The sequence below is a fragment of the Mycobacterium sp. E2989 genome (genome assembly GCF_001667595.1).
Taxonomy (GTDB): domain Bacteria; phylum Actinomycetota; class Actinomycetes; order Mycobacteriales; family Mycobacteriaceae; genus Mycobacterium.
Map to the genome: position 1 here is coordinate 41,922 of NZ_LZJX01000108.1, position 26,327 is coordinate 68,248.

Annotated in this window: 24 protein-coding genes; 12 read left to right on the plus strand and 12 right to left on the minus strand. The window is 69.8% G+C overall.

What is annotated here, in order from left to right:
* Positions 1–30 precede the first annotated feature (30 nt).
* The gene (locus tag A5680_RS19025; RefSeq protein WP_067822066.1) at positions 31–879 is read right to left on the minus strand and encodes an LLM class F420-dependent oxidoreductase; all 849 of its coding nucleotides are present in this window, start codon (positions 877–879) and stop codon (positions 31–33) included.
* 243 nt (positions 880–1,122) lie between these two features.
* On the opposite strand from A5680_RS19025, the gene A5680_RS19030 reads away from it, so the two are divergent.
* Genes A5680_RS19030 through A5680_RS19060 form a run of 7 tightly spaced genes read left to right on the plus strand, consistent with a single transcriptional unit; the run spans position 1,123 to position 9,966 of the window.
* Positions 1,123–1,995: a DUF5336 domain-containing protein gene (locus A5680_RS19030; protein WP_055402720.1), complete on the plus strand. Its 873-nt coding sequence runs from the start codon at positions 1,123–1,125 to the stop codon at positions 1,993–1,995.
* Between the two features lie 39 nt (positions 1,996–2,034).
* A complete protein-coding gene (locus A5680_RS19035) occupies positions 2,035–3,402 on the plus strand; it encodes a DUF6350 family protein (protein ID WP_082970421.1) in 1,368 nt (455 codons plus the stop codon).
* Between the two features lie 21 nt (positions 3,403–3,423).
* A complete protein-coding gene (gene purN, locus A5680_RS19040) occupies positions 3,424–4,071 on the plus strand; it encodes a phosphoribosylglycinamide formyltransferase (RefSeq protein WP_067822070.1) in 648 nt (215 codons plus the stop codon).
* Complete coding sequence (gene purH, locus A5680_RS19045; protein WP_067822072.1) at positions 4,068–5,651, plus strand: bifunctional phosphoribosylaminoimidazolecarboxamide formyltransferase/IMP cyclohydrolase; 1,584 nt, start codon at positions 4,068–4,070, stop codon at positions 5,649–5,651. The genes purN and purH overlap by 4 nt, the downstream gene beginning before the upstream one ends.
* Before the next feature lie 41 nt (positions 5,652–5,692).
* The gene (locus A5680_RS19050; RefSeq protein ID WP_067822074.1) at positions 5,693–7,078 is read left to right on the plus strand and encodes an ATP-binding protein; all 1,386 of its coding nucleotides are present in this window, start codon (positions 5,693–5,695) and stop codon (positions 7,076–7,078) included.
* Positions 7,071–9,062 carry a VWA domain-containing protein gene (locus A5680_RS19055; RefSeq protein ID WP_067822077.1) on the plus strand — a complete coding sequence of 664 codons (1,992 nt, stop codon included), beginning with the start codon at positions 7,071–7,073 and terminating at the stop codon, positions 9,060–9,062. Before A5680_RS19050 ends, A5680_RS19055 begins: the two co-directional genes overlap by 8 nt.
* A gap of 55 nt (positions 9,063–9,117) precedes the next feature.
* Positions 9,118–9,966: an aldo/keto reductase gene (locus A5680_RS19060; RefSeq protein WP_067822080.1), complete on the plus strand. Its 849-nt coding sequence runs from the start codon at positions 9,118–9,120 to the stop codon at positions 9,964–9,966.
* A gap of 9 nt (positions 9,967–9,975) precedes the next feature.
* On the opposite strand, the gene A5680_RS19065 is transcribed toward A5680_RS19060, so the two are convergent.
* The 7 genes from A5680_RS19065 to A5680_RS19095 form a co-directional block, all read right to left on the minus strand.
* Positions 9,976–10,578 (minus strand): DUF1707 domain-containing protein, encoded by a 603-nt coding sequence (locus A5680_RS19065; RefSeq protein ID WP_055402732.1) that lies wholly within the window; start codon positions 10,576–10,578, stop codon positions 9,976–9,978.
* A gap of 106 nt (positions 10,579–10,684) precedes the next feature.
* Positions 10,685–11,464, minus strand: a complete 780-nt coding sequence (locus A5680_RS19070; RefSeq protein WP_067822083.1) for an enoyl-CoA hydratase family protein — start codon at positions 11,462–11,464, stop codon at positions 10,685–10,687.
* Positions 11,464–12,630, minus strand: coding sequence for an acyl-CoA dehydrogenase family protein (locus tag A5680_RS19075; protein WP_067822086.1), 1,167 nt, complete (start codon positions 12,628–12,630; stop codon positions 11,464–11,466). Before A5680_RS19075 ends, A5680_RS19070 begins: the two co-directional genes overlap by 1 nt.
* Entirely contained in the window at positions 12,627–14,609 is a 1,983-nt protein-coding gene (locus A5680_RS19080; RefSeq protein ID WP_067822094.1) for a biotin carboxylase N-terminal domain-containing protein, read from the minus strand. Before A5680_RS19080 ends, A5680_RS19075 begins: the two co-directional genes overlap by 4 nt.
* Before the next feature lie 5 nt (positions 14,610–14,614).
* Positions 14,615–16,210, minus strand: coding sequence for an acyl-CoA carboxylase subunit beta (locus tag A5680_RS19085; RefSeq protein ID WP_067822238.1), 1,596 nt, complete (start codon positions 16,208–16,210; stop codon positions 14,615–14,617).
* Between the two features lie 49 nt (positions 16,211–16,259).
* Positions 16,260–17,408, minus strand: a complete 1,149-nt coding sequence (locus A5680_RS19090; RefSeq protein ID WP_067822096.1) for an acyl-CoA dehydrogenase family protein — start codon at positions 17,406–17,408, stop codon at positions 16,260–16,262.
* Complete coding sequence (locus A5680_RS19095) at positions 17,405–19,123, minus strand: acyclic terpene utilization AtuA family protein (RefSeq protein ID WP_067822097.1); 1,719 nt, start codon at positions 19,121–19,123, stop codon at positions 17,405–17,407. Before A5680_RS19095 ends, A5680_RS19090 begins: the two co-directional genes overlap by 4 nt.
* Positions 19,124–19,414: 291 nt before the next feature.
* On the opposite strand from A5680_RS19095, the gene rpmF reads away from it, so the two are divergent.
* The 5 genes from rpmF (at position 19,415) to A5680_RS19120 (ending at position 24,007) form a co-directional block, all read left to right on the plus strand.
* Entirely contained in the window at positions 19,415–19,588 is a 174-nt protein-coding gene (rpmF, locus tag A5680_RS19100; protein WP_007168835.1) for a 50S ribosomal protein L32, read from the plus strand.
* A gap of 66 nt (positions 19,589–19,654) precedes the next feature.
* Positions 19,655–20,344, plus strand: coding sequence for a two-component system response regulator MprA (gene mprA / locus A5680_RS19105; protein WP_055402744.1), 690 nt, complete (start codon positions 19,655–19,657; stop codon positions 20,342–20,344).
* Positions 20,345–20,360: 16 nt separating this feature from the next.
* The gene (locus A5680_RS19110; RefSeq protein ID WP_067822098.1) at positions 20,361–21,899 is read left to right on the plus strand and encodes a HAMP domain-containing sensor histidine kinase; all 1,539 of its coding nucleotides are present in this window, start codon (positions 20,361–20,363) and stop codon (positions 21,897–21,899) included.
* An 18-nt stretch (positions 21,900–21,917) separates the two neighbouring features.
* A complete protein-coding gene (locus A5680_RS19115; RefSeq protein ID WP_156675172.1) occupies positions 21,918–23,450 on the plus strand; it encodes a S1C family serine protease in 1,533 nt (510 codons plus the stop codon).
* Complete coding sequence (locus A5680_RS19120; RefSeq protein ID WP_055402749.1) at positions 23,450–24,007, plus strand: molybdenum cofactor biosynthesis protein B; 558 nt, start codon at positions 23,450–23,452, stop codon at positions 24,005–24,007. The genes A5680_RS19115 and A5680_RS19120 overlap by 1 nt, the downstream gene beginning before the upstream one ends.
* Positions 24,008–24,023: 16 nt before the next feature.
* Here the strand turns inward: A5680_RS19120 and mscL are convergent, their stop codons facing one another.
* The 4 genes from mscL to A5680_RS19140 form a co-directional block, all read right to left on the minus strand.
* Positions 24,024–24,482 carry a large-conductance mechanosensitive channel protein MscL gene (mscL, locus tag A5680_RS19125; protein WP_067822104.1) on the minus strand — a complete coding sequence of 153 codons (459 nt, stop codon included), beginning with the start codon at positions 24,480–24,482 and terminating at the stop codon, positions 24,024–24,026.
* A 68-nt stretch (positions 24,483–24,550) separates the two neighbouring features.
* A complete protein-coding gene (locus A5680_RS19130; protein WP_067822107.1) occupies positions 24,551–25,213 on the minus strand; it encodes an SAF domain-containing protein in 663 nt (220 codons plus the stop codon).
* A 67-nt stretch (positions 25,214–25,280) separates the two neighbouring features.
* Positions 25,281–25,607: an FmdB family zinc ribbon protein gene (locus tag A5680_RS19135; protein WP_055402755.1), complete on the minus strand. Its 327-nt coding sequence runs from the start codon at positions 25,605–25,607 to the stop codon at positions 25,281–25,283.
* Positions 25,608–25,695: 88 nt separating this feature from the next.
* Positions 25,696–26,289 (minus strand): 5-formyltetrahydrofolate cyclo-ligase, encoded by a 594-nt coding sequence (locus tag A5680_RS19140; RefSeq protein ID WP_067822109.1) that lies wholly within the window; start codon positions 26,287–26,289, stop codon positions 25,696–25,698.
* Positions 26,290–26,327: the final 38 nt, after the last annotated feature.

Here is a 26,327-nt window from a genome sequence, read left to right on the forward strand (position 1 = left end):
TGGTTTATGCCTCGCGGATCCGACCCGGCGTCAGACCAGGGCGGCCAGCTTGCCGGCCAGCCGCTCGACGTAGGCGGCGACCTCGTCCTCCGAGCGGTCCGGTAGGCCGAACAGCACCTCGGTCACCCCGAGCTCGGCCCACTTGGCGAGCTTCTCGGGCACCGGCTTGAAGTCCAGCGCCACGATCTGCGGGGCGCCGTCGCGGCCGGCCGCCGCCCAGGTGTCCTGCAGCAACTTCACCGGCTCGTCGATGTCGAAGTCGCGCGGGGTGGTGATCCAGCCGTCGGCGCTGCGGGCGATCCATTTGAAGTTCTTCTCCGTGCCGGCCGCGCCGACCAGCACGGGAATGTGGGCCTGCACGGGCTTGGGCCACGCCCAGCTCGGCCCGAACTTCACGAACTCGCCGTCGTAGGCGGCCTCCTCCTTGGTCCACAGCTCGCGCATCGCCTCGATGTATTCGCGCAACATCGTGCGGCGCCGGGCGGGCGGCACGCCGTGGTCGGCGAGCTCGTCGGTGTTCCATCCGAATCCGACGCCGAGGCTCACCCGCCCGCCGGACAAATGATCGAGCGTGGCAATGCTTTTCGCCAACGTGATCGGGTCATGTTCGACGGGCAGCGCCACCGCGGTGGACAGTCGCACCCGCGACGTCACGGCGCAGGCCGCGCCCAGGCTTACCCATGGGTCTAGTGTCCGCATGTAGCGGTCGTCGGGCAGCGATTCGTCACCCGTCGTCGGATGGGCCGCCTCCCGCTTGACCGGGATGTGGGTGTGTTCCGGCACGTAGAAGGTGGTGAAGCCGTGTTCGTCGGCAAGCTTCGCGGCCGCCGCCGGGGAGATGCCACGGTCGCTGGTAAAAAGCACAAGCCCGTAATCCATGCAGAGAATTAGAACGTGTTCTACCTCCGCGGAGCAAGCGGCCGCCCTGACGGCATGGATCGGTGCCCAAGCCGGTGGTCACGGCGCGGGCGTTCGGAAGTGCGCTAGCGTGGTTGATCGATCGCGTCGCGACGCACCCGCCGGGCACGGCGGTTACGGAACGGCGCGCCCGCAAGCACAGCGCCGCGATGCAACCGCGGTGGCCGCACCGGCACTTCAAAGGCACAGCAACAGGAGGAGCCAATGACCTACTCGCCCGGTAGCCCCGGATACCCGCCCGCGCAGCCCGGCGGCTCCTACACCGGCGGCACGCCGTCGTTCACCAAGGACGACGACGGCACGTCGAAGCTCCCGCTCTACCTGACCATCGCGGTGGTAGTGCTGGGCCTGGCGGTGTATCTGCTGAACTTCGGGCCGACGTTCACCATCGGCGCCGACCTGGGCCCGGGCGTCGGCGGACGCGCCGGCGACGCGGGCACCGCCGTCATCGTCGCGCTCCTGGCCGCGCTGCTCGCGGGGCTGAGCCTGGTGCCCAAGGCCAAGAGCTACACCGGAATCGTCGCGGTCATCGCGGTTTTGGGTGCGTTGTTGGCCATCACCGAGACGATCAACCTGCCCACCGGCGTCTCGATCGGCTGGGCGATGTGGCCGCTGGTGGCGTGCAGCGTGCTGCAGGCGATCGCCGCCGTCGTCGCCGTCCTGCTGGAGGCCGGCGTCATCACCGCGCCGGCACCCCGGCCGAAATACGACCCCTACGCCCAGTACGGCCAGTACGGGCAGTACGGCCAGTACGGCCAGCAGCCCTATTACGGTCAGCAGCAGTCGCCCCAGCACCCCGGCTACGGATCGCAGTACGGCGGCTACCAGCCCAGCCAGGCCCCGACTCAGACCGCGGTGCAGACCGGCGGCTTCGGCGCCCAGCCGCAGTCGGGCCCCCAGCCGGCCGCGCAGCAAGGACCCAACACGCCGCCCACCGGCTTTCCCAGCTTCAGCCCGCCGCCCGCGGCCGGTTCCGAGGGTTCGGCGCCCAATTACTCTGGACAGGGCGGCGGCCAGCAGCCCTACGGCCAGGAGCAGCAGCCGCCCTCGTCGCCGTCTGGTCCAGCGCCCTCCTAACCGTGCGCCCTCGCGGCTAGTCGGGACGTACGCCAAAGAGTGAAGAGGGTGTCGGAAGGCGCGGACAACCGGCCGGCGGGCGCTCGCCAGGCGCGTGACCTCGTCCGGGTCGCGTTCGGCCCGGCGGTGGTGGCCCTGGTCATCATCGCCGCCGTCACGCTATTGCAGCTGTTGATCGCCAACAGCGACATGACCGGTGCGCTGGGCGCGATCGCCAGCATGTGGCTCGGCGTGCACCAGGTGCCGATCTCGATCGGCGGCCGCGAGCTGGGCGTCATGCCGTTGCTGCCGGTGCTGCTGATGATCTGGGCGACCGCGCGCAGCACCGCCCGGGCCACCTCCCCGTATTCCTCCTGGCTGGTGATCCGCTGGGTCGTCGCGTCGGCGCTGGGCGGGCCGCTGCTGATCGCGGCCATCGCTCTGGCGGTCATTCACGACGCGTCGTCGGTGATCACCGAGCTGCAGACGCCCAGCGCCCTGCGCGCATTCGCCAGCGTGCTCGTCGTGCACGCCCTCGGCGCCGCGATCGGCCTGTGGTCGCGGGTGGGGCGGCGGGCGTTGGCGGCGGCGTCGCTGCCGCTTTGGCTGGGCGATGCGCTGCGCGCCGCGTCGGCCGGGGTGCTCGCGCTGCTCGGGCTTTCCGGCCTGGTGACCGCGGGCTCGCTGGTGGTGCATTGGGCAACGATGCAGGACCTTTACGGCATCACCGATTCGATCTTCGGGCAGTTCAGCCTCACGGTGCTGTCGATCTTGTACGCGCCCAACGTCATTGTGGGCACCGCGGCGATGGCGGTCGGGTCCAGCGCTCATGTGGGCTTCGCGGCGTTCAGTTCGTTCACCGTCTTCGGTGGCGACATTCCGGCGCTGCCGATCCTGGCCGCGACCCCCCGGCCGCCGCTCGGGCCGGTATGGGTGGCGCTGCTGATCATCGGCGCCTCGGCCGGGGTGGCCGTCGGGCAGCAGTGCGCCCGGCGGGCGCTGCCGCTGATCCCCGCGATGGCCAAGCTTCTGGTCGCGTCGGTGATCGGGGCGCTGGCGATGTCCCTGCTCGCCTACGGCGGCAGCGGCCGGCTGGGAAACTTCGGTGACGTCGGCGTCGACCAGGGGACCCTGCTGGGCGGGGTGTTCTTCTGGTTCGCGGTCGTCGGCGGGATCACGGTGGTGATGAGCGGGGGCATCCGGGCGCGGCCGCGGCGGCCCAAGCCCGCGCCGCCGCAGGAACCGGCGGACTTCGCGGAGGCGTTCGAAGGGCCGGACGACGAGGCGCCGACCGGTGTTCCCGACCCGGACGATGTCGCCGAGCACGACGCGCCGGTCAGCGACGACGACGCCCCGGTGGGCGACGACGACGGGCCGCCCCCCGACGAGGCGAAGCCGACCGCGCCCGACCGCGAGACCGGCGAGTAGCTCCCACTAGGCTCTGTCCCTGTGGCCGAACAGCTTCAGGTGCCCCCGAGTGCGCCGGCACGGGTGGTGGTGCTGGCATCGGGCACCGGCTCGTTGTTGAGCTCCCTACTCGAGGCCGCCGTCGGCGACTACCCGGCCCGCGTGGTCGCGGTCGGCGCCGACCGCGATTGCCTGGCCACCGAGATCGCCGCGGGGGCGGCGCTACCCACCTTCACGGCCCGGCTCGGCGATCATTCCGACCGGGGCGCCTGGGACGCGGCCATCACCGAAGCCACCGCCGCGCACTCCCCGGATTTGGTGGTGTCCGCGGGCTTCATGAAAATACTTGGGCCGCAATTTCTTTCCCGGTTCTACGGGCGGATCATCAACACCCACCCCGCGCTGTTGCCGGCCTTCCCGGGCGCACACGGCGTGGCCGACGCGTTGGCCTACGGCGTCAAGGTCACAGGCTGTACGGTGCACCTGGTGGATGCCGGGACCGACACCGGGCCGATCCTGGCGCAGCAATCCGTGCCGGTGCTCGACGGTGACAGCGAGGAGACCCTGCACGAACGCATCAAGGTCACCGAACGGAAGCTCCTGGTGGACGTGGTGGCCGAGATCGCGACCGGCGGCCTGACCCTGGTCGGGAGAACAGCGACGATCGGACGAAAGGCGACCAATCGATGAGCACCGACGACTGGCCGGAGACGGCGAAAAGGCCGATCCGCCGCGCGTTGATCAGCGTCTACGACAAGACCGGGCTCGTCGAACTCGCCCGGGGACTGGCGGACGCGGGCGTAGAGATCGTCTCGACCGGGTCGACGGCGAAGACCATTGCCGACAAAGGCATTCCGGTCACCCGGGTCGAGGAGCTGACCGGCTTCCCCGAGGTGCTCGACGGCCGGGTCAAGACGCTGCACCCGCGGGTGCACGCCGGCCTGCTGGCGGATCTGCGCAAACCGGAACACGCCGCGGCGCTCGAGGAACTCGGGATCGCGGCGTTCGAACTGGTCGTCGTCAACCTGTATCCGTTCAGCGAGACCGTCGACTCGGGCGCCAGCATCGACGAGTGCGTCGAGCAGATCGACATCGGCGGCCCGTCGATGGTCCGCGCGGCCGCGAAGAACCACCCCAGCGTGGCGGTGATCACCGACCCGCGCGGCTATGACGGCGTGCTGGCGGCGGTGCGCCACGGCGGCTTCACCCTCGCCGAGCGCAAAAAGCTGGCCGCGCTGGCGTTTGCGCACACCGCGGAATACGACATCGCGGTGGCGGGGTGGATGGAGTCGACGCTGGCGCCCGAGCATCCCCCGACGGCGTTCCCAAAGTGGTTGGGGCGCAGCTGGAGTCGCTCGACAATGCTGCGCTACGGGGAGAACCCGCACCAGCAGGCGGCGCTCTACAGCGACCCCGGCGCCTGGCCGGGCCTGGCGCAGGCCGAGCAGCTGCACGGAAAAGAGATGTCCTACAACAACTTCACCGACGCGGACGCGGCCTGGCGGGCCGCCTTCGACCATGAACAGACCTGTGTCGCCATCATCAAGCACGCCAACCCCTGCGGGATCGCCATCTCGTCGGAATCGGTGGCCGACGCGCACCGCAAGGCCCACGAATGCGACCCGCTGAGCGCCTTCGGCGGCGTCATCGCCGCCAACACCGAGGTCAGCCTCGAGATGGCCGAGTACGTGAGCACCATCTTCACGGAGGTGATCATCGCCCCCGCCTACGCGCCCGGGGCGCTGGAGGCCCTGACGCGCAAGAAGAACGTCCGGGTGCTGGTGGCCTCCGAGCCGCTGACGGGCGGCACTGAGCTGCGGCCCATCAGCGGCGGGCTGCTGGTGCAGCAACGCGACGAGCTCGACGCGCACGGCGACAACCCGGCGAACTGGACGCTGGCGACCGGATCACCGGCCGATCCGGCCACGTTGACGGACCTGGTCTTCGCGTGGCGCGCGTGCCGCGCGGTCAAGTCGAACGCCATCGTGATCGCCGGCGGCGGCGCGACCATCGGCGTCGGCATGGGCCAGGTGAACCGGGTCGACGCCGCCCGGTTGGCGGTCGAACGCGGCGGCGACCGGGTGCGCGGCGCGGTCGCGGCCTCGGACGCGTTCTTCCCGTTCCCCGACGGCCTCGAGACGCTGACCGCCGCCGGGGTGAAGGCGATCGTGCACCCGGGCGGGTCGGTGCGCGACGAGGAGGTGACGGCGGCGGCAGCCAACGCCGGCGTCACGTTGTATCTCACCGGGGCCCGCCACTTCGCCCACTGAACGCTCAGCGCGTGAGCCGGTTGGGCAACGCGTAGCGTGGAGTGGTGCCATCACCCAGCAATCTGCCCCGCACCGTCGGCGAACTGCGTGCCGCCGGTCACCGCGAGCGGGGAGTCAAACAGGAAATCCGGGAAAACCTGCTGACGGCGTTGGCCGAGGGTGACGAGGTCTGGCCGGGGATCCTGGGTTTCGACGACACCGTGCTGCCCCAGCTGGAGCGGGCACTCATCGCGGGTCACGACTTCGTCCTGCTCGGCGAGCGCGGCCAGGGCAAGACGAGGCTGCTGCGGGCCCTCGTCGGCCTGCTCGACGAGTGGACGCCGGTGATCGCCGGGGCCGAACTGGGCGAGCATCCCTATTCGCCGATCACACCGGAATCCATCCGCAAGGCCGCGACGCTGGGCGACGACCTGCCGATCGAGTGGCGGCACCGCAGCGAGCGGTACACCGAGAAGCTGGCCACCCCCGACACCAGCGTCGCCGACCTGGTCGGCGACATCGACCCGATCAAGGTGGCCGAGGGCCGCAGCCTCGGCGACCCGGAAACCATCGCCTACGGGTTGATCCCCCGCGCCCACCGCGGCATCGTCGCGGTCAACGAGCTCCCCGACCTCGCCGAGCGCATTCAGGTGTCGATGCTCAACGTGATGGAGGAGCGCGACATCCAGGTCCGCGGGTACACCCTGCGCCTGCCGCTGGACGTGTTGGTGGTCGCCAGCGCCAACCCCGAGGACTACACCAACCGCGGCCGCATCATCACCCCGCTCAAGGACCGGTTCGGCGCGGAGATCCGCACCCACTACCCGCTGGAGCTCGAGGCGGAGGTCGGGGTCATCGTCCAGGAGGCGCACCTGTCCGCGCAGGTGCCCGACTACCTGATGCAGGTGATCGCCCGGTTCGCCCGGTACCTGCGGGAGTCCAACTCCGTCGACCAACGCTCCGGGGTGTCGGCGCGGTTCGCGATCGCGGCGGCCGAGACCGTGGCGGCGGCCGCCCGGCATCGCGGCGCGGTGCTGGGGGAGACCGACCCGGTGGCCCGGGTGGTGGACCTCGGCACGGTGATCGACGTGCTGCGCGGCAAGCTGGAATTCGAGTCCGGCGAGGAGGGCCGCGAGCAGGCCGTGCTCGAACACCTGCTGCGCCGCGCGACGGCCGATACCGCGTCGCGGGTGCTCGGCGGCATCGATGTCGGATCGTTGGTGTCCGCGGTCGAGGGCGGCTCGGCGGTCACGACGGGCGAGCGGGTGTCGGCCAAGGACGTGCTGGCCGCGGTTCCGGCCCTGCCGGTGGTGGACAAGATCGCGGCCAAGGTCAACGCCCAGTCCGAGGGCGAGCGCGCCGCAGCGCTGGAGCTAGCGCTGGAGGCGCTCTATCTGGCCAAGCGCATCGACAAGGTGTCCGGGGAGGGCCAAACCGTCTATGGCTAACCCTGTTTCGAGGGGTCACTCCTCCAGGTACTCGGCGTACACCGGCGGGCCCGACCCGCTGGCCCCGCCGGTGGACCTGCGCGAGGCCCTCGAGCAGATCGGCCAGGACGTCATGGCCGGCACGTCGCCGCGCCGCGCGTTGTCCGAGCTGTTGCGCCGCGGCAACAAGAACATGACCGGCGCCGACCGGCTGGCGGCCGAGGCGAACCGGCGGCGACGGGAGTTGTTGCGTCGCAACAACTTGGACGGCACCTTGCAGGAGATCAAGAAGCTGCTCGACGAGGCCGTGCTGGCCGAGCGCAAGGAACTGGCGCGGGCACTCGACGACGACGCCCGCTTCGGCGAACTGCAGCTCGACGCGCTGCCCGCCTCACCCGCCAAGGCCGTCCAGGAGCTCTCCGACTACAACTGGCGCAGCAACGAGGCCCGCGAAAAGTACGACCAGATCAAGGATCTGCTCGGACGCGAGATGCTCGATCAGCGCTTCGCCGGCATGAAGGAGGCGCTGCAGGGCGCCACCGACGAGGACCGTCAGCGCGTCAACGAGATGCTGAACGACCTCAACGAGCTGCTCGACAAGCACGCCCGCGGTGACGACACCCAGCAGGACTTCGACGAATTCATGGACAAGCACGGCGAGTTCTTCCCGGAGAACCCGCGCAATGTCGACGAGCTGCTGGACTCGCTGGCCAAGCGCGCAGCCGCCGCGCAACGCTTCCGCAACAGCCTGAGCCCCGATCAGCGCGCCGAGCTGGATGCCTTGGCGCAGCAGGCATTCGGGTCGCCCTCGCTGGTGCAGGCGCTGAACCGGCTCGACGCGCACCTGCAGGCCGCCCGGCCGGGGGAGGACTGGACGGGGTCCGAGCAGTTCTCCGGCGACAATCCGTTCGGCATGGGTGAGGGCACCCAGGCGCTGGCCGACATCGCGGAGCTCGAGCAACTGGCCGAGCAGCTTTCGCAGAGCTACCCGGGCGCCACCATGGACGACGTCGATCTCGACGCGCTGGCGCGCCAACTCGGGGACCAGGCCGCCGTCGACGCCCGCACCCTCGCCGAATTGGAACGCGCCCTGGTCAATCAGGGCTTCCTGGACCGCGGTTCCGACGGCCAGTGGCGGCTTTCACCCAAGGCCATGCGCCGGCTCGGCGAGACGGCGTTGCGCGATGTGGCGCAACAGCTTTCCGGCCGACGCGGTGAGCGGGACCATCGGCGGGCGGGCGCGGCCGGTGAACTGACCGGTGCCACCCGGCCCTGGCAGTTCGGCGACACCGAGCCGTGGAACATCTCCCGCACCCTGACCAACGCGGTGCTGAGGCGTGCGGGCACCGCCACGCTGGACGGCGCCGCCGGATCGCTGAACATCACGGTCGACGACGTCGAGGTGTCCGAGACGGAGACGCGCACCCAGGCCGCGGTGGCGCTGCTGGTCGACACGTCGTTCTCGATGGTGATGGAGAATCGGTGGCTGCCGATGAAGCAGACGGCGCTGGCGCTCAACCATCTGGTGTGCACGCGATTTCGTTCGGATGCCCTGCAGATCATCGCGTTTGGACGGTACGCGCGGACGGTGACGGCCGCCGAGCTCACCGGTCTGGAGGGCGTCTACGAGCAGGGCACCAACCTGCATCACGCGTTGGCGCTGGCGGGTCGTCACCTGCGACGGCATCCCAACGCGCAGCCCGTCGTGCTGGTGGTGACCGATGGCGAGCCCACGGCTCACCTGGAGGACTTCGAGGGCGAAGGCACTACCGTGTTCTTCGACTACCCGCCGCATCCGCGGACGATCGCGCACACCGTGCGCGGGTTCGACGATATGGCCCGCCTCGGCGCGCAGATCACCATCTTCCGCTTGGGCAGCGACCCCGGCCTGGCCCGCTTCATCGACCAGGTCGCCCGGCGCGTCGAGGGTCGCGTCGTGGTACCCGACCTCGACGGCCTGGGTGCGGCGGTGGTGGGTGACTACCTCCGGTCCCGCCGCCGCTGATCCCAGGGATAGGTGCTCACTCGACCGGGTACACGGAGCGAGAAGGAGGAGACGCATGAGCAAGGTTCCGACGATCGAACTCAACAATGGTGTCAGCATCCCGCAGCTTGGCTTCGGGGTGTTCCAGATCAAGCCCGACGAGACAGCCGCGGCGGTCAAGACCGCGCTGGAGATCGGCTACCGACACATCGACACCGCCGAGATGTACGGCAACGAAGCCGAAGTGGGACAAGGCATTCGCGATGCCGGACTGGATCGCGCCGACGTCTTCGTCACCAGCAAGCTCAACAACGGTTTTCACAAACCCGACGACGCGCGCCGCGCGTTCGACCGCACGCTGAAGGCGCTGGAATCCGATTACGTGGACCTGTTTCTCATCCACTGGCCGCTGCCGACGCTGTACGACGGCGACTTCGTCTCGACTTGGAAGGTCTTCGAGGAGTTCGCCCGGGACGGGCGCGCCCGCAGCATCGGTGTCTCGAATTTCCAAGTGGCGCACCTGGAACGGCTCGCCAGCGAAACCGACACGGTGCCGTCGGTCAACCAGATCGAGCTTCATCCGTACTTCGGTAATAAGGAGGTCCGGGCGTACGGACGCGAGCACGGCATCGCCACCGAGGCGTGGGCGCCCATCGCGCAGGGCAAGGTGCTCGATGACCCGGTGATCAACCGCATCGCCGATGCCCGGGGTAAGTCGGCGGCGCAGGTGGTGTTGCGCTGGCACATTCAGCGGGGCGACATCGTCTTTCCGAAGTCGGTGACCCCGGAGCGGGTCAAAGAAAACTTCGAGCTTTTCGACTTCGAGTTGGACGATTCCGACATGGACGCGATTTCAGCCCTGGACAAGGGCGAGTCGGGACGCAACGGGCCCAACCCCGACAAGTTCGACTACGTGCCGAGCTGAGACGCGCGGCTACCCGCGCGGCCGGCGCGCCTTGCGGAGAATGCCGACACCGCCCCAAAGCGACCAGCCGCGAATTCGCACCGTCGGTGCGCCGGGCGTGCCCTGGCCGAGGACGCTGCGGTCGAAGTTGCCCATCACCCCGCGGCCGTGGATTTCGACGTTGACTTCGGGCGGCAGCAAAATGTTCTGCACGCCCATGATGGACATCGCGTGGATGTCGACCTCGGTCGAGGTGAAGTCGGCGTAGCGCAGATCGACCACCCCGCTGCCCCACAGCGTGAAGGTGGTGAGCTTCTTGGGCACGTTCCATCGACCCCGCCGCTCGAAGCCGCTCAGCAGGGCCAGCAGCAGTGTGGACGGCGCCGGGTTGGGCTTGCCGCCCCGGCGCGGGTTGACCGGTGCGCCCGGCAGGTCGGCCCGCAGCTGGTCCAGTTCCGCGTACGTTGTCGCGGCATAGGCCTTGGTCAAGCGGTCTTCGTAGTCCTTGAGCTGCAGGCGGCCCTGCTCGGCCGCGTAGGCCAGCAACTGCGCGATCTGGATGCGATCGGTGTCGGCCGCGCGCGACGATTCGTCGCGCGTGTCGTTCGCATCGGGTTGTGCAGAGTTGCTCATCACCCACGAGCCTACGACGTCCGGCTATTGCCGCAAGAGGATTGGTCAAACTGCAATGTTGCCCCGCGCCGCCGCGTCCACGCGGGGGCGGTTGTTTGACACCTGGCTAACTTGCCCAGCTAGGGGCGCGCTTCTGCAGGAACGCCAGCATGCCTTCGCGGGCTTCGTCGGACACGAAGAGGCGGGCCGATTCCTCGGCCAGCCGTTCCGCGTCGCGGTCGAACCCCTCCAGCACCGCGGCCGTCGTCAGCGCCTTGGAGGCCGCCAACCCCTGCGGCGAACCGCGGCCCGCGTCGGCGAGCAGTCCACCGACCGCGGTGTCGACGTCCTCGGCGGCCATCGTGATCAGCCCGATCTCCGCCGCGGCGCCGGCGTCAAACGTCTCGCCGGTCAGGTAGTAGCGCGCCGCGGCGCGCGGCGCCAGTTTCGGCAGCAGCGTCAGCGAGATGATCGCCGGCGCGACGCCGATGCGGGCCTCGGTCAGGGCGAAGGTGCTGCGCGGGCCGGCGACGGCGATGTCACACGCGCCGACGAGCCCGAACCCGCCGGCGCGGACGTGCCCATTGATCGCGGCGATCACCGGCCGCGGCGAGGACACGATGGCCCGCAACACCGCCGTCAATTCCCGGGCGCGGGCGAGAGCGAGGTCGAATGGGCTGCCGCCGCTGGCCTCCCCGAGGTCGGCCCCGGCGCAGAACGTGTTGCCGGTGTGCCCCAACACCACCGCGCGCACGGCCGGGTCCGCCGCGGCGTCGCGCAGGCCCCGGTGCAACTGCTCGACGAGCGCGGTCGACAGCGCGTTGCGGTTGTGGGGCGAGTTCAGCGTCAGGCGCGCGAACGGTCCGCCGCTGTCGGCGGGACCGGCGTATTCGACCAGCGTCTCCATCAGTACGACCGGGGCAGACCCAGCGATGTCTGCGCCACGAAGTTCAGCACCATCTCCCGGCTGACGGGGGCGATGCGGCCCAGCCGCGCCGAGGCGAGCATGGCGGCAACGCCGTACTCCTTGGTCAGCCCGTTGCCGCCCATCGACTGCACGGCCTGGTCCACCGAGCGGGTGGCCGCTTCGGCCGCAGCATATTTCGCCATGTTGGCCGCCTCCGCCGCGCCCGCGTCGTCACCGCTGTCATACAGCGCGGCGGCCTTCTGCATCATCAGCTTGGCCAGTTGCACCTCGATGTGGCACTGCGCCAACGGGTGCGACAGCCCCTGGTGCGCCCCGATCGGCGTGCCCCACACCTGGCGGGTCTTGACATAGTCGGCGGCCTTTTCGAGCGCGAACCGACCCATACCGACCGAGCTGGCGGCGCCCATGATCCGTTCGGGATTCAGCCCCGCGAAGAGCTGCGCGATCGCGGCGTCCTCCGAACCCACCAGCGCGTCGGCCGGCAGCCGGACGTCGTCGAGGAACACCTGGAACTGCCGCTCGGGACTGATCAGCTCCATTTCGATTGGCGTGTAAGTGAATCCGGGGGCGTCGGTGGGCACCACAAACAGCGCGGGACGCAGCTTGCCGGTCTTGGCCTCCTCGGTGCGGCCCACCACCAGGACGGCCTGCGCCTGGTCGATGCCGGAGATGTACACCTTCTGTCCTTTGAGGATCCAGTCGCCGCCGTCGCGCCGGGCGGTGGTGGTGATCTTGTGCGAGTTGGACCCGGCGTCGGGCTCGGTGATGGCGAAGGCCATCGTCAGGGTGCCGTCGGCGATGCCGGGAATCCAGCGTTTCTTCTGCTCGTCGGTGCCGAACTTGCTGATGATCGTGCCGTTGATCGCCGGCGATACCACCATCAGCAGCAGCGCGCTGCCCGCCGCCGCCATCTCCTCCATCACCAGCGACAGCTCGTACATGCCGGCGCCGCCGCCGCCGTACTCCTCGGGCAGGTTCACCCCGAGGAAACCGAGTTTGCCTGCCTCCGACCACAATTCGTCGGTGTGCTGCTGCGCGCGGGCCTTCTTCAGGTAGTACTCACTGCCGTAGTTGGCGGCCCAGGCGGCCACCGACTTGCGCAGGGCCCGCCGCTCCTCGCTCTCGATGAAGCTGGTGTCGGTCATGCTGGATCTCCTTCTGCTTGCGGCGCTTCCACCCTTGCCAGGACGGCGCCCACCTCGACTTGCTGACCGGTCTTGACGTTGAGTTCGACGAGCACCCCGTCGGTCGGTGCGGTGATGGTGTGTTCCATCTTCATCGCCTCGAGCCAGATCAACGCCTGGCCGGCCTCGACGGTGTCGCCGGCCGCGGCACCGATCCGAATCACGTTGCCGGGCATCGGCGCCACCAGGGACCCCTGTTCGACGGCCGAACCCGGTTCCGGGAAACGCGGCAGCGCGACCAGGTGCACGGGCCCGCGCGCCGAGTCGACGTAGACGTCGTCACCGTAGCGCGCGACCGTGAGGGCGCGCGCCACCCCGGAGCCGTCGGCCAGCACCACCTCGTCGGGCGTGGCCGAGACGAGCTGGACCTGTTCGTCGTCGGACAACCGCAATCCGGTTCTGGTGAAGCGGTATTCGACGCGGTGCTCACCGCCGTCGGCATCGCGGTAGGTCTTCACCTGGTAGCCGGACGGCAGGTTTCGCCAGCCGCTGGGCAGCGTGCCCAGGACGGGCGCGGCCGCGCGGTTGTGCGCGGCGTCGGAGAGCGCGGCCGCGATCGCGGACAACCGGACGGTGGCGGCGTCGGCCAGGGGGGCGGACAGCTTCTCCAAGCCGTGTGTGTCGAAAAACGCGGTGTCCGTGGCGCCGTCGAGAAAGGCGGGGTGGCGCAGGACGTTGACCAGCAACTCGCGGTTGGTGCGCAGGCCGTGCAGGCGGGTGCGGGCGAGCGCGTCGGCCAGCACCAGCGCCGCTTGGCGGCGCGTCGGCGCGTAGGAGATGACCTTGGCCAGCATCGGGTCGTAGTGGATGGACACCGTGGATCCGGCGGCGATGCCCGAATCGAGCCGGATGCCGGTCCGGCGCGCCAACGTGGTGAACCGCGCACCGACGCCGGGCACGTCGACGGTGTGCACGCGGCCCGCCTGCGGCTGCCAGCCCTGTGCGGGATCCTCGGCGTAGAGGCGGGCCTCGATCGAATGGCCCTGCGCGGGCGGGGGTTCGGTGTCGAGCCGACCGCCGTCGGCGACGGTGATCTGCAGTTCGACGAGGTCGAGCCCGGTGGTCTCCTCGGTCACCGGGTGCTCGACCTGCAGCCGGGTGTTCATTTCGAGGAAAAAGAAATCGCCGTCATCGTCGGCGAGGAATTCAACCGTCCCGGCGCCCGTGTAGCCGATGGCCTCGGCGGCCAGTCGGGCCGCGTCGAACAGCTTGGCCCGCATGCCGGGTGTGCGCTCGACCAAGGGGGAGGGGGCCTCCTCGATGATCTTCTGGTGCCGGCGCTGAATGGAGCATTCGCGTTCCCCGACGGACCAGACGGTGCCGTGGGCGTCGGCCATCACCTGCACCTCGATGTGGTGCCCGGTGGGCAGGTAGCGCTCGCAAAACACGGTCGGGTCGCCGAACGCGGATTGCGCCTCCCGGCGGGCCGCCTCTACTTCGCTTGCGAGAGAGCCCAATTCGCGGACGACCCGCATCCCGCGGCCGCCGCCGCCGGCGGAGGCCTTGACCAGCACCGGCAGCTGCGCCTCGGTGACCGTGTCGGGGTCGAGCTCGTCGAGCACCGGAACTCCGGCGGCGGCCATAAGCTTCTTGGACTCGATCTTGGAGCCCATCGCCCGCACCGCGTCCACCGGCGGCCCGATCCAGGTCAGGCCCGCGGCCTGCACGGCGGCGGCGAATTCGGCGTTCTCCGAGAGGAACCCGTATCCCGGATGCACGGCGTCGGCGCCCGCGGCGCGGGCGGCGGCGATGATCGCCTCCGCGTTGAGGTAGTCGTTGGTCTTCGGCAGCCGGACCCGGGCGTCGGCCTCGGCGACGTGCGGCGCGGCGGCATCCGGGTCGGTGTAGACCGCGACGGTGCCCAGGCCCAGCCGCCGGCAGGTGGCGAACACCCGTCGGGCGATCTCGCCCCGGTTGGCGACCAGCACTCGAGTGACCATGGGGCTCACATCCGGAAGACGCCGAAGTTCGACGTCCCCTTGATCGGGCCATTTGCGATGGCGGACAGACACATTCCCAACACGGTGCGGGTGTCGCGCGGGTCGATCACCCCGTCGTCGTACAGCATCCCGGACAGGACCAGCGGTAGCGACTCGGCCTCGATCTGCCCCTCGACGGCGGCTCGCATTGCGGCGTCGGCGTCCTCGTCGACCTGCTGGCCGCGGGCTTCGGCGGCGGCCCGCGCCACGATCGACAAGACACCCGCCAGCTGGGCGCCGCCCATCACCGCGGACTTGGCGCTGGGCCAGGCGAACAGGAACCGGGGGTCATAGGCCCGCCCGCACATGCCGTAATGGCCGGCGCCGTAGGAGGCGCCGATCAACAGCGAGATGTGCGGGACGGTCGAGTTGGAGACCGCGTTGATCATCATCGAGCCGTGCTTGATCATCCCGCCCTCTTCGTAGTCCCTGCCCACCATGTAGCCGGTGGTGTTGTGCAGGAACAACAGTGGAGTGTTGGAGCGGTTGGCCAGCTGGATGAACTGGGTCGCCTTCTGCGATTCATCGCTGAACAGCACGCCGCGCGCGTTGGCCAGGATGCCCAGCGGGTAGCCGTGCAGGCGGGCCCATCCCGTCACCAGCGATGACCCGTACATGGCCTTGAATTCGTCGAATTCGGAGCCGTCGACGATGCGGGCGATCACCTCGCGTGGGTCGAACGGGATGCGCAGATCCGCGGGCACGATGCCGATCAGCTCTTCGGCGTCGAACAACGGATCGATGACCGGCCCGGGCGCCGGGCCCTCTTTGCGCCAGTTGAGCCGGGCGACGATACGGCGGCCGATGCGGATGGCGTCCAGCTCGTCGACGGCGAAGTAATCCGCCAAACCGGATACGCGGGAATGCATTTCGGCCCCGCCCAGCGATTCGTCGTCTGACTCCTCGCCGGTGGCCATCTTCACCAGCGGCGGGCCGGCGAGGAACACCTTCGAGCGTTCCTTGATCATCACCACGTGGTCGGACATGCCGGGAATGTAGGCACCACCGGCGGTGGAGTTGCCGAATACCAGGGCGATGGTGGGGATGCCGGCGGCCGACAGGCGGGTCAGGTCGCGGAACATCCGCCCGCCGGGGATGAAGATCTCCTTCTGGGTGGGCAGGTCCGCCCCGCCGGACTCCACCAGGGAGATGACCGGCAGCCGGTTTTCGAACGCGATCTGGTTGGCGCGCAGGATCTTTTTCAGGGTCCACGGGTTGCTGGTGCCGCCCTTGACGGTCGGGTCGTTCGCGACGATCAGGCATTCCACCCCGCACACCACGCCGATCCCGGTGACCGTGCTGGCGCCGACGGTGAACGCGGTGCCGTAGGCCGCCAGCGGGCTGAGCTCCAAGAACGGGGAGTCGGGGTCCACGAGCAACTCGATGCGTTCGCGGGCGGTCAGCTTGCCGCGGGCGTGGTGGCGCTCGACGTACTTGGGACCGCCGCCCGCAAGCGCTTTGGCGAGTTCGGCGTCGATCTCCTCGAGCCGGGAGGTCGCGGTCGACGCCGCGTCGGAGTAGGCGGCCGATTGCGGGTCGAGGGTGGACTGCAGGACGGTCATGACCACCGCCGACGATGCAGAGCGAAGCGATGAGGAGGAGACGGTGTGATCATGATTGATATCCAAGCGTTTTCGCGGCCAGTGCGGTCAGTATCTCGGTGGTTCCGCCGCCGATGCCCAGGATCCGCATGTCGCGGTACTGGCGTTCGACTTCGGATTCGGCCATGTAGCCCATGCCGCCGAACAGCTGCACCGCCTGGTTGGCCACCCATTCGCCGGCCTCGACGGCGGTGTTCTTGGCGAAGCACACCTCGGCGATCAGGTTGGTCTCGCCGGCGAGCTGGCGCTCGACCACGTTGCGGGAGTAGACGCGGGCGACGTCGATGCGCCGGGCCATCTCGGCGAGCGTGTTCTGCACCGACTGGCGTGAGATCAGTGGCCGGCCGAAGGTCTCCCGGTCGCGGCACCACTGCAGCGTCAGGTCCAGGCACCGCTGGGCGCTCGAATACGCCTGTGCGGCAAGGCCGATTCGCTCGGCCACGAAGGCCTGCGCGATTTGCAGGAAGCCGCTGTTCTCGGCGCCGACCAGGTTGGCCGCCGGCACCCTGGCGTCGACGAAGGACAGCTCGGCGGTGTCGGAGGACCGCCATCCCATCTTGGCCAGCTTGCGGCTCACCTCGAAACCCGGTGTGCCCTTCTCGATCACCAGCAGGGACACCCCCGCCGCCCCGGGCCCGCCGGTGCGCACCGCGGTGACGACGTAGTCGGCGCGGACCCCGGAGGTGATGTAGGTCTTGGCGCCGTTGACCACGTAGTGATCCCCGTCCCGGACCGCCGAGGTTCGCAGGTGCCCGACGTCCGAACCGCCGCCGGGCTCGGTGATGGCCAGCGCGCCGATCTTGTCGCCGGCCAGCGTCGGCCGGACGAACTCCATGATCAGCCGTTGATCGCCGGAGGCGATCATGTGCGGCACCGCGATGCCACAGGTGAACAGTGACGCGAAAACACCACCGGGAGCGCCGGTCTGGTGCACCTCCTCGCAGATGATCACCGCGTCCGCGCCGTCGCCCCCACCCCCGCCAACCGCCTCGGGAAAGTTCGCGCCCAGCAGCCCGGCCGCCCCGGCGCGCCGGTGCAGTTCGCGCGGGAGCTCGCCGACGCGTTCCCACTCGTCGACGTGGGGCAGGATCTCCCGTTCGGTGAAGGAGCGCACCGTCTTTCGCAACTCTTCGCGCTCCGGCGTCGTCCAAAGATTCATAGGAGCCTTTCGGGGATCTCGACGTGGCGGCCGCGCAGCCATTCACCCAGCCCCTTGGCCTGGGGGTCGAACCGCGCCTGATAGGCGACGCCCTGGCCGAGGATGCCGTCGATGACGAAGTTGATCGCGCGCAGGTTCGGCAGCACGTGGCGGGTGACGCCGAACTCCGCCGCTTCCGGCAGCAGCTCCCTGAGCTTCTCGACGGTCAGCGTGTTGGCCAGCCAGCGCCATTGTTCGTCGGTGCGGACCCAGACCCCCACGTTGGCCGAGCCGCCCTTGTCGCCGCTGCGGGCCCCGGCGATGCGGCCCAGCGGCACGCGGCGGGTGGGCCCATCGGGCAACGGTTCCGGCAGCGGCGGGGGATCGGCGGGCGCGAGCTCCAAAGTGTCCGCGGCGCAGGGGATCTCGACTCGGGTACCGTCGGCGTGCACCGCGACGTGCGGCACCTCCTTGGCGTCCACGTAGCCCGCGGTGAACACCCCGTAGACCTGGCCGTCACCCGGCGGGGCGGTCACGTGAAAGCCCGGGTAGCTGGCGAGCGCCAATTCCACGGCGGCCGAGGAGAATTGGCGCCCGACGTTCGCGGGATCGGGATCGCGGACCACGCAGTGCAGAAGCGCGCTGGCCGCTTCCTCGGTGTCGGCGTCGGTGTGGTCGGTGCGGGCGAGCGACCACTGCAGCTCCGCGGGCTTGACCGTGAGCGCGGCCTCGAGCTGCCGGCGCACCAAGTCGGCCTTGGCCTCGATGTCGAGACCGGTCAGCACGAACGTCATGGAATTGCGGAATCCGCCGATGCTGTTCAGCGACACCTTGTAGGTGGGCGGCGGGGCCTCCCCGCGCACGCCGCTGATGCGCACCCGGTCGGGGCCGTCCGCGGACAGCTCGACGGTGTCCATCCGGGCGGTGACGTCGGGGTTGGCGTAGCGGGCGCCGCCGATCTCGTAGAGCAGCTGCGCCGTGACGGTGTCGACGCTGACGAGCCCGCCGGTGCCCGGGTGCTTGGTGATCACCGAGGAGCCGTCGGCGTGAACCTCGGCCAGCGGAAAGCCGGCGTGGCCCAGGTCGGAAACTTCGGTGAAGAAGGAGTAGTTGCCGCCGGTGGCCTGCACCCCGCACTCGATGACGTGGCCCGCGACCACCGCCCCGGCCAGCCGGTCGTAGTCGGTGCGCCCCCAACCGAAGTGCGCGGCGGCCGCCCCGACGATCACCGACGCGTCGGTGACCCGGCCCGTGACGACGACGTCGGCGCCGTCGTCCAGGCAGTCAACGATGCCCCAGGCGCCGAGGTAGGCGTTGGCGGTCAGCGGGGTGCCCAGCCCGAGTTCGGCGGCGCGCCCCAGCAGGTCGTCGCCCTCCACGTGGGCGACGCGGGCCGGGATGCCGAGCCGCTCGGCCAGGGCGCGGATCGCGTCGGCCAGGCCGGCCGGGTTGAGGCCGCCCGCGTTGGCGACGATGCGGACGCCCCGGTCGCGGGCCTCGCCCAGGCAGTCCTCGAGCTGGGTGACGAAGGTCTTGGCGTAGCCGCGTTCGGGATGCTTCATCCGGTCGCGGCCCAGGATCAGCATGGTCAGTTCGGCCAGGTAGTCGCCGGTCAGGTAGTCCACGGGGTCATTGGAGCCGCCGGTGAGCATCTCGCGCATCGCCGAGAGCCGATCGCCGTAGAAGCCGGAGCAGTTCGCGATTCGGACCGCGCCACGACCAGGGGCAGAGGCCACGGCGTCCTCCCATCTGCGATTCACCGGTGAGCGCAAACCAACCAACCAACCGGTAGGTTAGCGGGTCGCGCCGGCGCCCCGTCAAGGACGCCCCAGCCGCTTCCCGCGCCGAGATTGCCGCCATGGTCGTGGTCCGCGCCCGGATCACGGCCGCCACGGCAATCTCGACGCCCCCGGGCGCCATTTTGGTGCGCGGCAGGCCACCGACTATCCTGATAGCAATCGTCGCACGTTCGGCCGCACCGGCCACGCCGCGCGACAAACCCCCGAGACGAGGAGTTAGGCCCGACCATGGCCGTACCCAAGCGCAGGATGTCGCGCGCGAACACCCGTAGCCGTCGCGCGCAGTGGAAGGCCACCAAGACCGAGCTCGTCGGTGTGACGGTCGCGGGCCAGAAGCACAAGGTGCCCCGCCGGCTGCTCAAGGCCGCCCGCCTCGGCCTGATCGACCTCGACCGCCGTTAGTTAATCTCGGCAAATACGCGGCGCGCCTCTCAGCCCGCTCTCAGGCGTCGGGACGACACTAGGCCCGTGCGGATACTGGTCGTCGACGACGATCGCGCAGTGCGTGAATCGCTGCGCCGGTCGCTTTCCTTCAATGGCTACTCGGTCGAGTTGGCCCACGACGGGGTGGAGGCGCTGGAGCTGATCGCCAGCGACCGGCCCGACGCGCTCGTGCTCGACGTGATGATGCCGCGGCTCGACGGCCTCGAGGTGTGCCGTCAGCTCCGCAGCACCGGCGACGACCTGCCGATCTTGGTGCTCACCGCCCGCGATTCGGTTTCCGAGCGGGTCGCGGGCCTGGACGCCGGCGCGGACGACTACTTGCCCAAGCCGTTCGCGCTCGAGGAGCTGCTGGCCCGGATGCGGGCTCTGCTGCGCCGCACCAAACCCGACGACGAGGACGCCGAATCGGTGGCCATGACGTTCTCCGATCTCACGCTGGACCCGGTGACCCGGGAGGTCACCCGCGGGCAACGCCAGATCAGCCTGACCCGCACCGAATTCGCTTTGCTGGAGATGCTGATCGCCAATCCGCGCCGCGTGCTCACCCGCAGCCGGATTCTGGAGGAGGTGTGGGGATTCGACTTCCCCACCTCCGGCAACGCGCTGGAGGTCTACGTCGGCTATCTGCGCCGCAAGACCGAGGCCGACGGAGAACCACGACTCATCCACACGGTGCGCGGCGTGGGCTACGTCCTCCGGGAGACGCCGCCGTGACCAGCCACCCTCGCCGATGATCCGGTACCAACGGCCGCAACGCGTACCGCTGCGCGCCACCAGCTCGTTGTCCCTGCGGTGGCGCGTGATGCTGCTGGCGATGTCGATGGTGGCGATGGTCGTCGTGCTGATGGCGTTCGCCGTGTACGCGGTGATCTCGGCCGCGTTGTACAACGACATCGACAATCAGCTGCAAAGCCGGGCGCAGCTGCTGATCGCCAGCGGTTCGCTGGCCGCCGACCCGGGGAAGGCCATCGAGGGCACCGCCTACTCCGACGTCAACGCGATGCTGGTCAATCCCGGCCACTCGATCTACACGGCGCAGCAGCCGGGCCAGACGCTGCCCGTCGGCGCGCCGGAAAAAGCGGTGATCCGCGGTGACCTGTTCATGTCGCGGCGCACGGCGGCCGATCAACGGGTCCTGGCCATCCACCTGCCCAACGGCTGCTCGCTGTTGATCTCCAAGAGCCTCAAACCGACCGAGGCGGTGATGACCAAGCTGCGCTGGGTGCTGCTGATCGTCGGCGGCGTCGGCGTCGCGGTCGCGGCGGTGGCCGGCGGCATGGTCACCCGGGCGGGGCTCCGTCCGGTGGCCCGCCTCACCGAAGCGGCCGAACGGGTGGCGCGCACCGACGACCTGCGGCCCATTCCGGTGTTCGGTAGCGACGAATTGGCCCGGCTCACCGAGGCGTTCAACTTGATGCTGCGCGCGCTGGCCGAGTCGCGCGAGCGGCAGGCGCGGCTGGTCACCGACGCCGGGCACGAATTGCGCACCCCGCTCACGTCGTTGCGCACCAACGTCGAGCTGCTGATGGCGTCGATGGAACCCGGGGCGCCGCGGCTGCCCGAGCAGGAGATGGTCGGCCTGCGCGCCGACGTGCTGGCGCAGATCGAAGAGCTCTCCACGCTGGTCGGCGATTTGGTGGACCTGACCCGTGACGACGCCGGCCAGGTGGTGCACGAACCCGTCGACATGTCCGAGGTCGTCGAACGCAGCCTCGAGCGAGTCCGGCGGCGGCGCAACGACATTCACTTCGACGTCGACGTGACGCCCTGGCAGACGTTCGGCGACGCCGCCGGGCTGTCGCGGGCGGTGCTTAACCTGCTGGACAACGCGGCCAAGTGGAGCCCGCCGGGCGGCCACGTCGGCGTCAGGATGCGGCAACTCGACCCGTCGCACGCGGAGTTGGTGGTGTCCGACCACGGCCCCGGCATTCCGCCGCACGAACGCCGCCTGGTGTTCGAGCGGTTCTACCGTTCGACGACCGCCCGCGCGATGCCGGGGTCCGGGCTCGGGCTGGCGATCGTCAAGAAGGTTGTGCTCAACCACGGCGGATTGCTCCGGGTCGAAGACACCGTGCCGGGCGGTCAGCCGCCGGGGACCTCGTTCTACGTGCTGCTGCCCGGGCGGCCGATGCCGCCGCCGGCGTACCCCGCACCCGCCAACAAGGAATCGGGCACCGACCCCACCGTTCCCGTGGCGACCGGGGAGTCGAACTCTCGGGAACCGGCGAACGTTATCTCAGTGGACTCTCAGTCCGCGCGGGCAACCTAGGTCTGCGGCTAGGGTTGAATGGCCCAGTCGAGCCGCCGAGCCGAATACATAGAGGAAGAGCGACGTAGCGACATGACGAATGACCCGAGGTATTCGCCACCGCCGCAGCAGCCGGGATATCGTCCTGCGCCGAATCAGCCTGCGCCCACCCCGAGCCACCCGGGGAACCCCGCTTATGGCCAGGGGCAACCGTACGGCCAGCCGTTCGACTGGCGGCAGCAATCGCAGCCGACCGGCCAGTTCCGGCAGCCCTACGACCCGTTCAGCGCCACCGGCCCGGGCCGGATCCCCGGCGGCACCGGGGTAGGCCCGATTCCCGGGGCCACGGGGACGGGCCCGATTCCCGGCATGCTGCCGCCGATGCCCCCGGGGCCCCAAAAACGGCCCCGCGCGGGGCTGTTGGCCGTGGGCGCCCTGGCCATCGCGGTGGTGTCGGCCGGCATCGGCGGCGCCGCGGCGACGGCCGTCGAGCTGGGCACGCATTCGAACAACGGCAGCGGGCACAGCATCACCGGCGGCGGCGCGCCCAGCGTCCCGGCGGCGAACATGCCGCCGGGCAGCGTCGAACAGGTCGCCGCCAAGGTGGTGCCCAGCGTCGTCATGCTGGAGACCGACCTGGGCCGGCAGTCCGAGGAGGGCTCCGGCATCATTCTTTCGGCCGATGGGTTGATCCTGACCAACAACCATGTGGTCGCCGCGGCCGCCGGGACGCCCAAGCCGCCCGCTCCTCCCGGTGCGCCCCCCGGCGGTCCGCCCGGAGGTCCCGGTGGCGGACCGGGTGGTCCCGCCCCGAAGACCACGGTGACCTTCGCCGACGGTCGCACCGCGCCGTTCACGGTTGTCGGCGCCGATCCCACCAGCGACATCGCCGTGATCCGCGTGCAGGGCGTCTCCGGCCTCGCCCCGATTTCCCTGGGCTCCTCGTCGGATCTGCGCGTGGGCCAACCGGTGGTGGCCATCGGGTCGCCGCTGGGCCTGTCGGGAACCGTCACCACCGGAATCGTCAGCGCGCTGAACCGGCCGGTGTCCACCACGGGCGAGTCGGGCAACCAGAACACCGTGCTGGACGCGATCCAGACCGACGCCGCCATCAACCCGGGTAACTCGGGCGGCGCGCTGGTCAACATGCAGGGTCAACTGGTCGGCGTCAACTCGGCGATCGCCACCCTGGGTGCGGATTCGCCGGACGCCCAGAGCGGTTCGATCGGGCTCGGTTTCGCGATCCCCGTCGACCAGGCCAAGCGCATCGCCGACGAGCTGATCAGCAGTGGCAAGGCGTCCCACGCCTCACTGGGCGTGCAGGTGACCAACGACAAGGGTTCGCCGGGCGCCAAGGTCGTCGACGTCGTGCCGGGCGGGGCGGCCGCGACCGCCGGGGTGCCCAAGAACGTGACCGTCACCAAGGTCGACGACCGCCCGATCAGCAGTGCCGACGCGTTGGTCGCCGCCGTGCGGTCCAAGGCGCCCGGCGACAAGATCTCGCTGACCTTCCAGGATCCCGCTGGTGGCAGCCGTACCGTGCCGGTAACCCTGGGGAAGGCGGATCAGTAATGCGAGTCGAAGAACCCTCCGCGGCGGGATTGTCGGAGCTCGGTTATACCGTGGCACCCATGGAAACGGGCGCGGAGTTGGTCGTTGGCCGGGCCCTGGTCGTCGTGGTCGACGATCGCACGGCCCACGGGGACGAGGACCACAGCGGGCCGTTGGTCACCGAGCTGCTGACCGAGGCGGGTTTCGTCGTCGACGGCGTGGTTGCGGTCGCGGCGGACGAGGTCGAGATCCGCAACGCGCTCAACACCGCGGTGATCGGCGGGGTGGACCTGGTGGTCTCCGTCGGCGGGACGGGTGTGACGCCGCGCGACGTCACCCCTGAGGCCACCCGCGAGATCCTGGATCGCGAAATCCTCGGCATCGCCGAAGCCATCCGGGCGTCGGGACTGTCCGCGGGCATCACCGACGCCGGGCTGTCACGCGGCCTGGCCGGGGTGTCCGGCAGCACGTTGGTGGTGAACCTGGCGGGTTCCCGCTATGCCGTGCGTGACGGCATGGCGACGCTGAACCCCCTGGCCGCCCAGATCATCGGGCAGCTGTCGAGCCTGGAAATCTAGGCGCCGCAGCGCGCGCTCACTGCTCGGCGTCCGCGCGCGGGCCGTGCTCCGGGGGCGGCGTAGTGGCCGCCGCGCCGCCGTGCCTGCCCGATGAATCCCCGTTGGTCTGCGCGAGCAGGTCGCGGATCTCGGTCAGCAAGACCACCTGCGCGTCGTCGGCCTGCTCGACCTCACCGCGCTTGCGCAACGTGTTGTAGGGCAGCACGACGAAGAAATACACGACCGCGGCGATGAGGATGAAGTTGATCGCGGCGGACAGCAGGATGTTCAGGTCGATCGTCTGACCGCCGCCGATGCCGATCTTCAGGGCGCCGACATTGGATTGCTGATTGACGCCGATCCGGTTGATCAGCGGCGTGATGATGCTTTCGGTGAACTTGGTGACCAGCGCGGTGAATGCGGTACCGATGACCACCGCGACGGCCAGGTCGACGATGTTCCCCCGCGACAGAAACTCCTTGAACCCTTTGAACATTGAAGATGTCCTTCCTGGGATTGGACAGAGTTTGCTCCTCGGCTGCTTGGCCAACCGCGGCGGGGCGCTCAGTGCAGGGTGAGGGTGACCGCCTGGCCCAGCGCCGAGCCCGCCACCGTGTTCGCCACGCGGGCCGGCAGCGCCACCAACACTACGCGGTCGCCGTCCGCGCCCTGGATCTTTGGCTTGGCCGACACGAGCACCACGACGGCGTCGGTGGCCACCACCTTGGGGACGGGCTGGGCGGTCTCCGTGGATGCCGCCGGCGCGGCCAGCACGTCGACGACGTCGCCGACGCGGACCAGGTCGATCAGGGCGCTGTCGGCCAGCCGCAGCGGCACGATGCGGGCGCCGGGCCCGGCGGTCACTTCCGCCAGCCGGCTGCCCAGCAACCGGACGTCGGTGAGGACCTCGCCGCGCCTGGCCGGGCCGGCCAGCGTCGAACCCGTCACGGTCCGCACATCGACCAACGACCCATCGGGAATGGTTGTGGCCAAACGCTTTTCGAGGCGAACGTCGTTCGGGGTCAGTGCTGCGCCGGGCCGCAGGTCGTGATCGGCGACCACCACGTCGGCGTAATCACCGGCCGGGTTGGAGCGCAGCGCCGCCAGCCCGGCCAGCACCACGAGGCCGCCTGCGGCGACCCGACGCGCCATGACGGTCCGAGTCCAATCCGGACGCGCCGTCCAGAGGCGGCCGAACAGGCTTGGGTTCAGCGACGGTTCGCGCACGCGGCAACGGTAAGCGCAGCCCGCTCAGGGGCGAATGCCGCCGACGACGGCGATTGTGGATAACCCGTCAGGCCGACGCGGCCGCGGTGGACGCCGTGGAGCTGGCGCCCGACTTGTCGCCCGACCCGCTCGACCCGGTCGACTTCTCGCTCGACGACGAGCCCGAACCCGAATCGCTCGACGAGGACCCGTTGCTCGAGCCCGTCTTCTTGCCGGACTCCCGGCTGTCGGTGCGGTAGAAGCCGCTGCCCTTGAACACCACCCCGACGGAGTTGAACAGCTTGCGCAGCCGGCCGGAGCAGCGCTCGCAAGTGGTCAGCGCGTCGTCGGTGAAGGCCTGCACGATGTCGAAGCGATCGTCGCACTGGGTGCACTGATAGCTGTAAGTCGGCACGAAAACCTCCGGGTGATTGCAAAGCTTGTTAGCACTCTAGCGTCTCAAGTGCTAGAACCGCCACGTGATGTCACTCATTCCCGAACTGTTACCCGAGGGCGATCAAGCCCCGCCGCGGCGTGAGGGCGTGGGTCATCGCAACGTCGTGCGGCTCGGCGGGTAACTCGTCCACCAATTCCGCGTCGCGCACCACGGCGACCAGCCGCGCCCCGGGGTCCCGGCCGCCCAGCGATCGGTCGTAGAAGCCGCCGCCCCGGCCCAACCGCACCCCGGAGCGGTCGACGGCCAGCGCCGGCACCAGGATCAGGCTCGCCTCGGCGATCGCCGACGCGGGCAGCCACGGCTCCGGTGGCTCGAGCAATCCCCACCGCGCGGAGGTCAGCGTGCCGGGCCGGTATTCGCCCCAGCGCAGGGGCAGCGGCGCGTTGCCGGCGGCGGTGCGCGCAACCGGAAGCAGCACCCGTGCGTACCGCCGCAGCAACGCCTCGACCATGTCGATCGACCCTGGTTCGGCACCCACCGGCACGAAGGCGCACACGGTGTCGCCGCTGCTCACGACGCCTTCCAAGGCTTCCAGTCGCGCACTCAGCATTCGCGCCTCCGCGGCCCGGACGTCGTCGGCAACGCGGCGCCGGGCCGCCTGCAGTTGCTCGCGCAACGCGGCCTTGCCGGTGGTCGCCATGGGACAACCATTGCAGCCCCGTCTTTGCCCGCGCCACA

What these genes read in the sequence shown, in the direction of transcription:
- A5680_RS19025 (WP_067822066.1), bottom strand. Translation starts at nt 879, where the DNA reads ATGGATTACGGGCTTGTGCTTTTTACCAGCGACCGTGGCATCTCCCCG.
- A5680_RS19030 (WP_055402720.1), top strand. Translation starts at nt 1,123, where the DNA reads ATGACCTACTCGCCCGGTAGCCCCGGATACCCGCCCGCGCAGCCCGGC.
- purH (WP_067822072.1), top strand. Translation starts at nt 4,068, where the DNA reads ATGAGCACCGACGACTGGCCGGAGACGGCGAAAAGGCCGATCCGCCGC.
- A5680_RS19055 (WP_067822077.1), top strand. Translation starts at nt 7,071, where the DNA reads ATGGCTAACCCTGTTTCGAGGGGTCACTCCTCCAGGTACTCGGCGTAC.
- A5680_RS19060 (WP_067822080.1), top strand. Translation starts at nt 9,118, where the DNA reads ATGAGCAAGGTTCCGACGATCGAACTCAACAATGGTGTCAGCATCCCG.
- A5680_RS19065 (WP_055402732.1), bottom strand. Translation starts at nt 10,578, where the DNA reads ATGAGCAACTCTGCACAACCCGATGCGAACGACACGCGCGACGAATCG.
- A5680_RS19070 (WP_067822083.1), bottom strand. Translation starts at nt 11,464, where the DNA reads ATGGAGACGCTGGTCGAATACGCCGGTCCCGCCGACAGCGGCGGACCG.
- A5680_RS19075 (WP_067822086.1), bottom strand. Translation starts at nt 12,630, where the DNA reads ATGACCGACACCAGCTTCATCGAGAGCGAGGAGCGGCGGGCCCTGCGC.
- A5680_RS19080 (WP_067822094.1), bottom strand. Translation starts at nt 14,609, where the DNA reads ATGGTCACTCGAGTGCTGGTCGCCAACCGGGGCGAGATCGCCCGACGG.
- A5680_RS19085 (WP_067822238.1), bottom strand. Translation starts at nt 16,210, where the DNA reads ATGACCGTCCTGCAGTCCACCCTCGACCCGCAATCGGCCGCCTACTCC.
- A5680_RS19090 (WP_067822096.1), bottom strand. Translation starts at nt 17,408, where the DNA reads ATGAATCTTTGGACGACGCCGGAGCGCGAAGAGTTGCGAAAGACGGTG.
- rpmF (WP_007168835.1), top strand. Translation starts at nt 19,415, where the DNA reads ATGGCCGTACCCAAGCGCAGGATGTCGCGCGCGAACACCCGTAGCCGT.
- A5680_RS19110 (WP_067822098.1), top strand. Translation starts at nt 20,361, where the DNA reads ATGATCCGGTACCAACGGCCGCAACGCGTACCGCTGCGCGCCACCAGC.
- A5680_RS19115 (WP_156675172.1), top strand. Translation starts at nt 21,918, where the DNA reads ATGGCCCAGTCGAGCCGCCGAGCCGAATACATAGAGGAAGAGCGACGT.
- A5680_RS19120 (WP_055402749.1), top strand. Translation starts at nt 23,450, where the DNA reads ATGCGAGTCGAAGAACCCTCCGCGGCGGGATTGTCGGAGCTCGGTTAT.
- mscL (WP_067822104.1), bottom strand. Translation starts at nt 24,482, where the DNA reads ATGTTCAAAGGGTTCAAGGAGTTTCTGTCGCGGGGGAACATCGTCGAC.
- A5680_RS19140 (WP_067822109.1), bottom strand. Translation starts at nt 26,289, where the DNA reads ATGGCGACCACCGGCAAGGCCGCGTTGCGCGAGCAACTGCAGGCGGCC.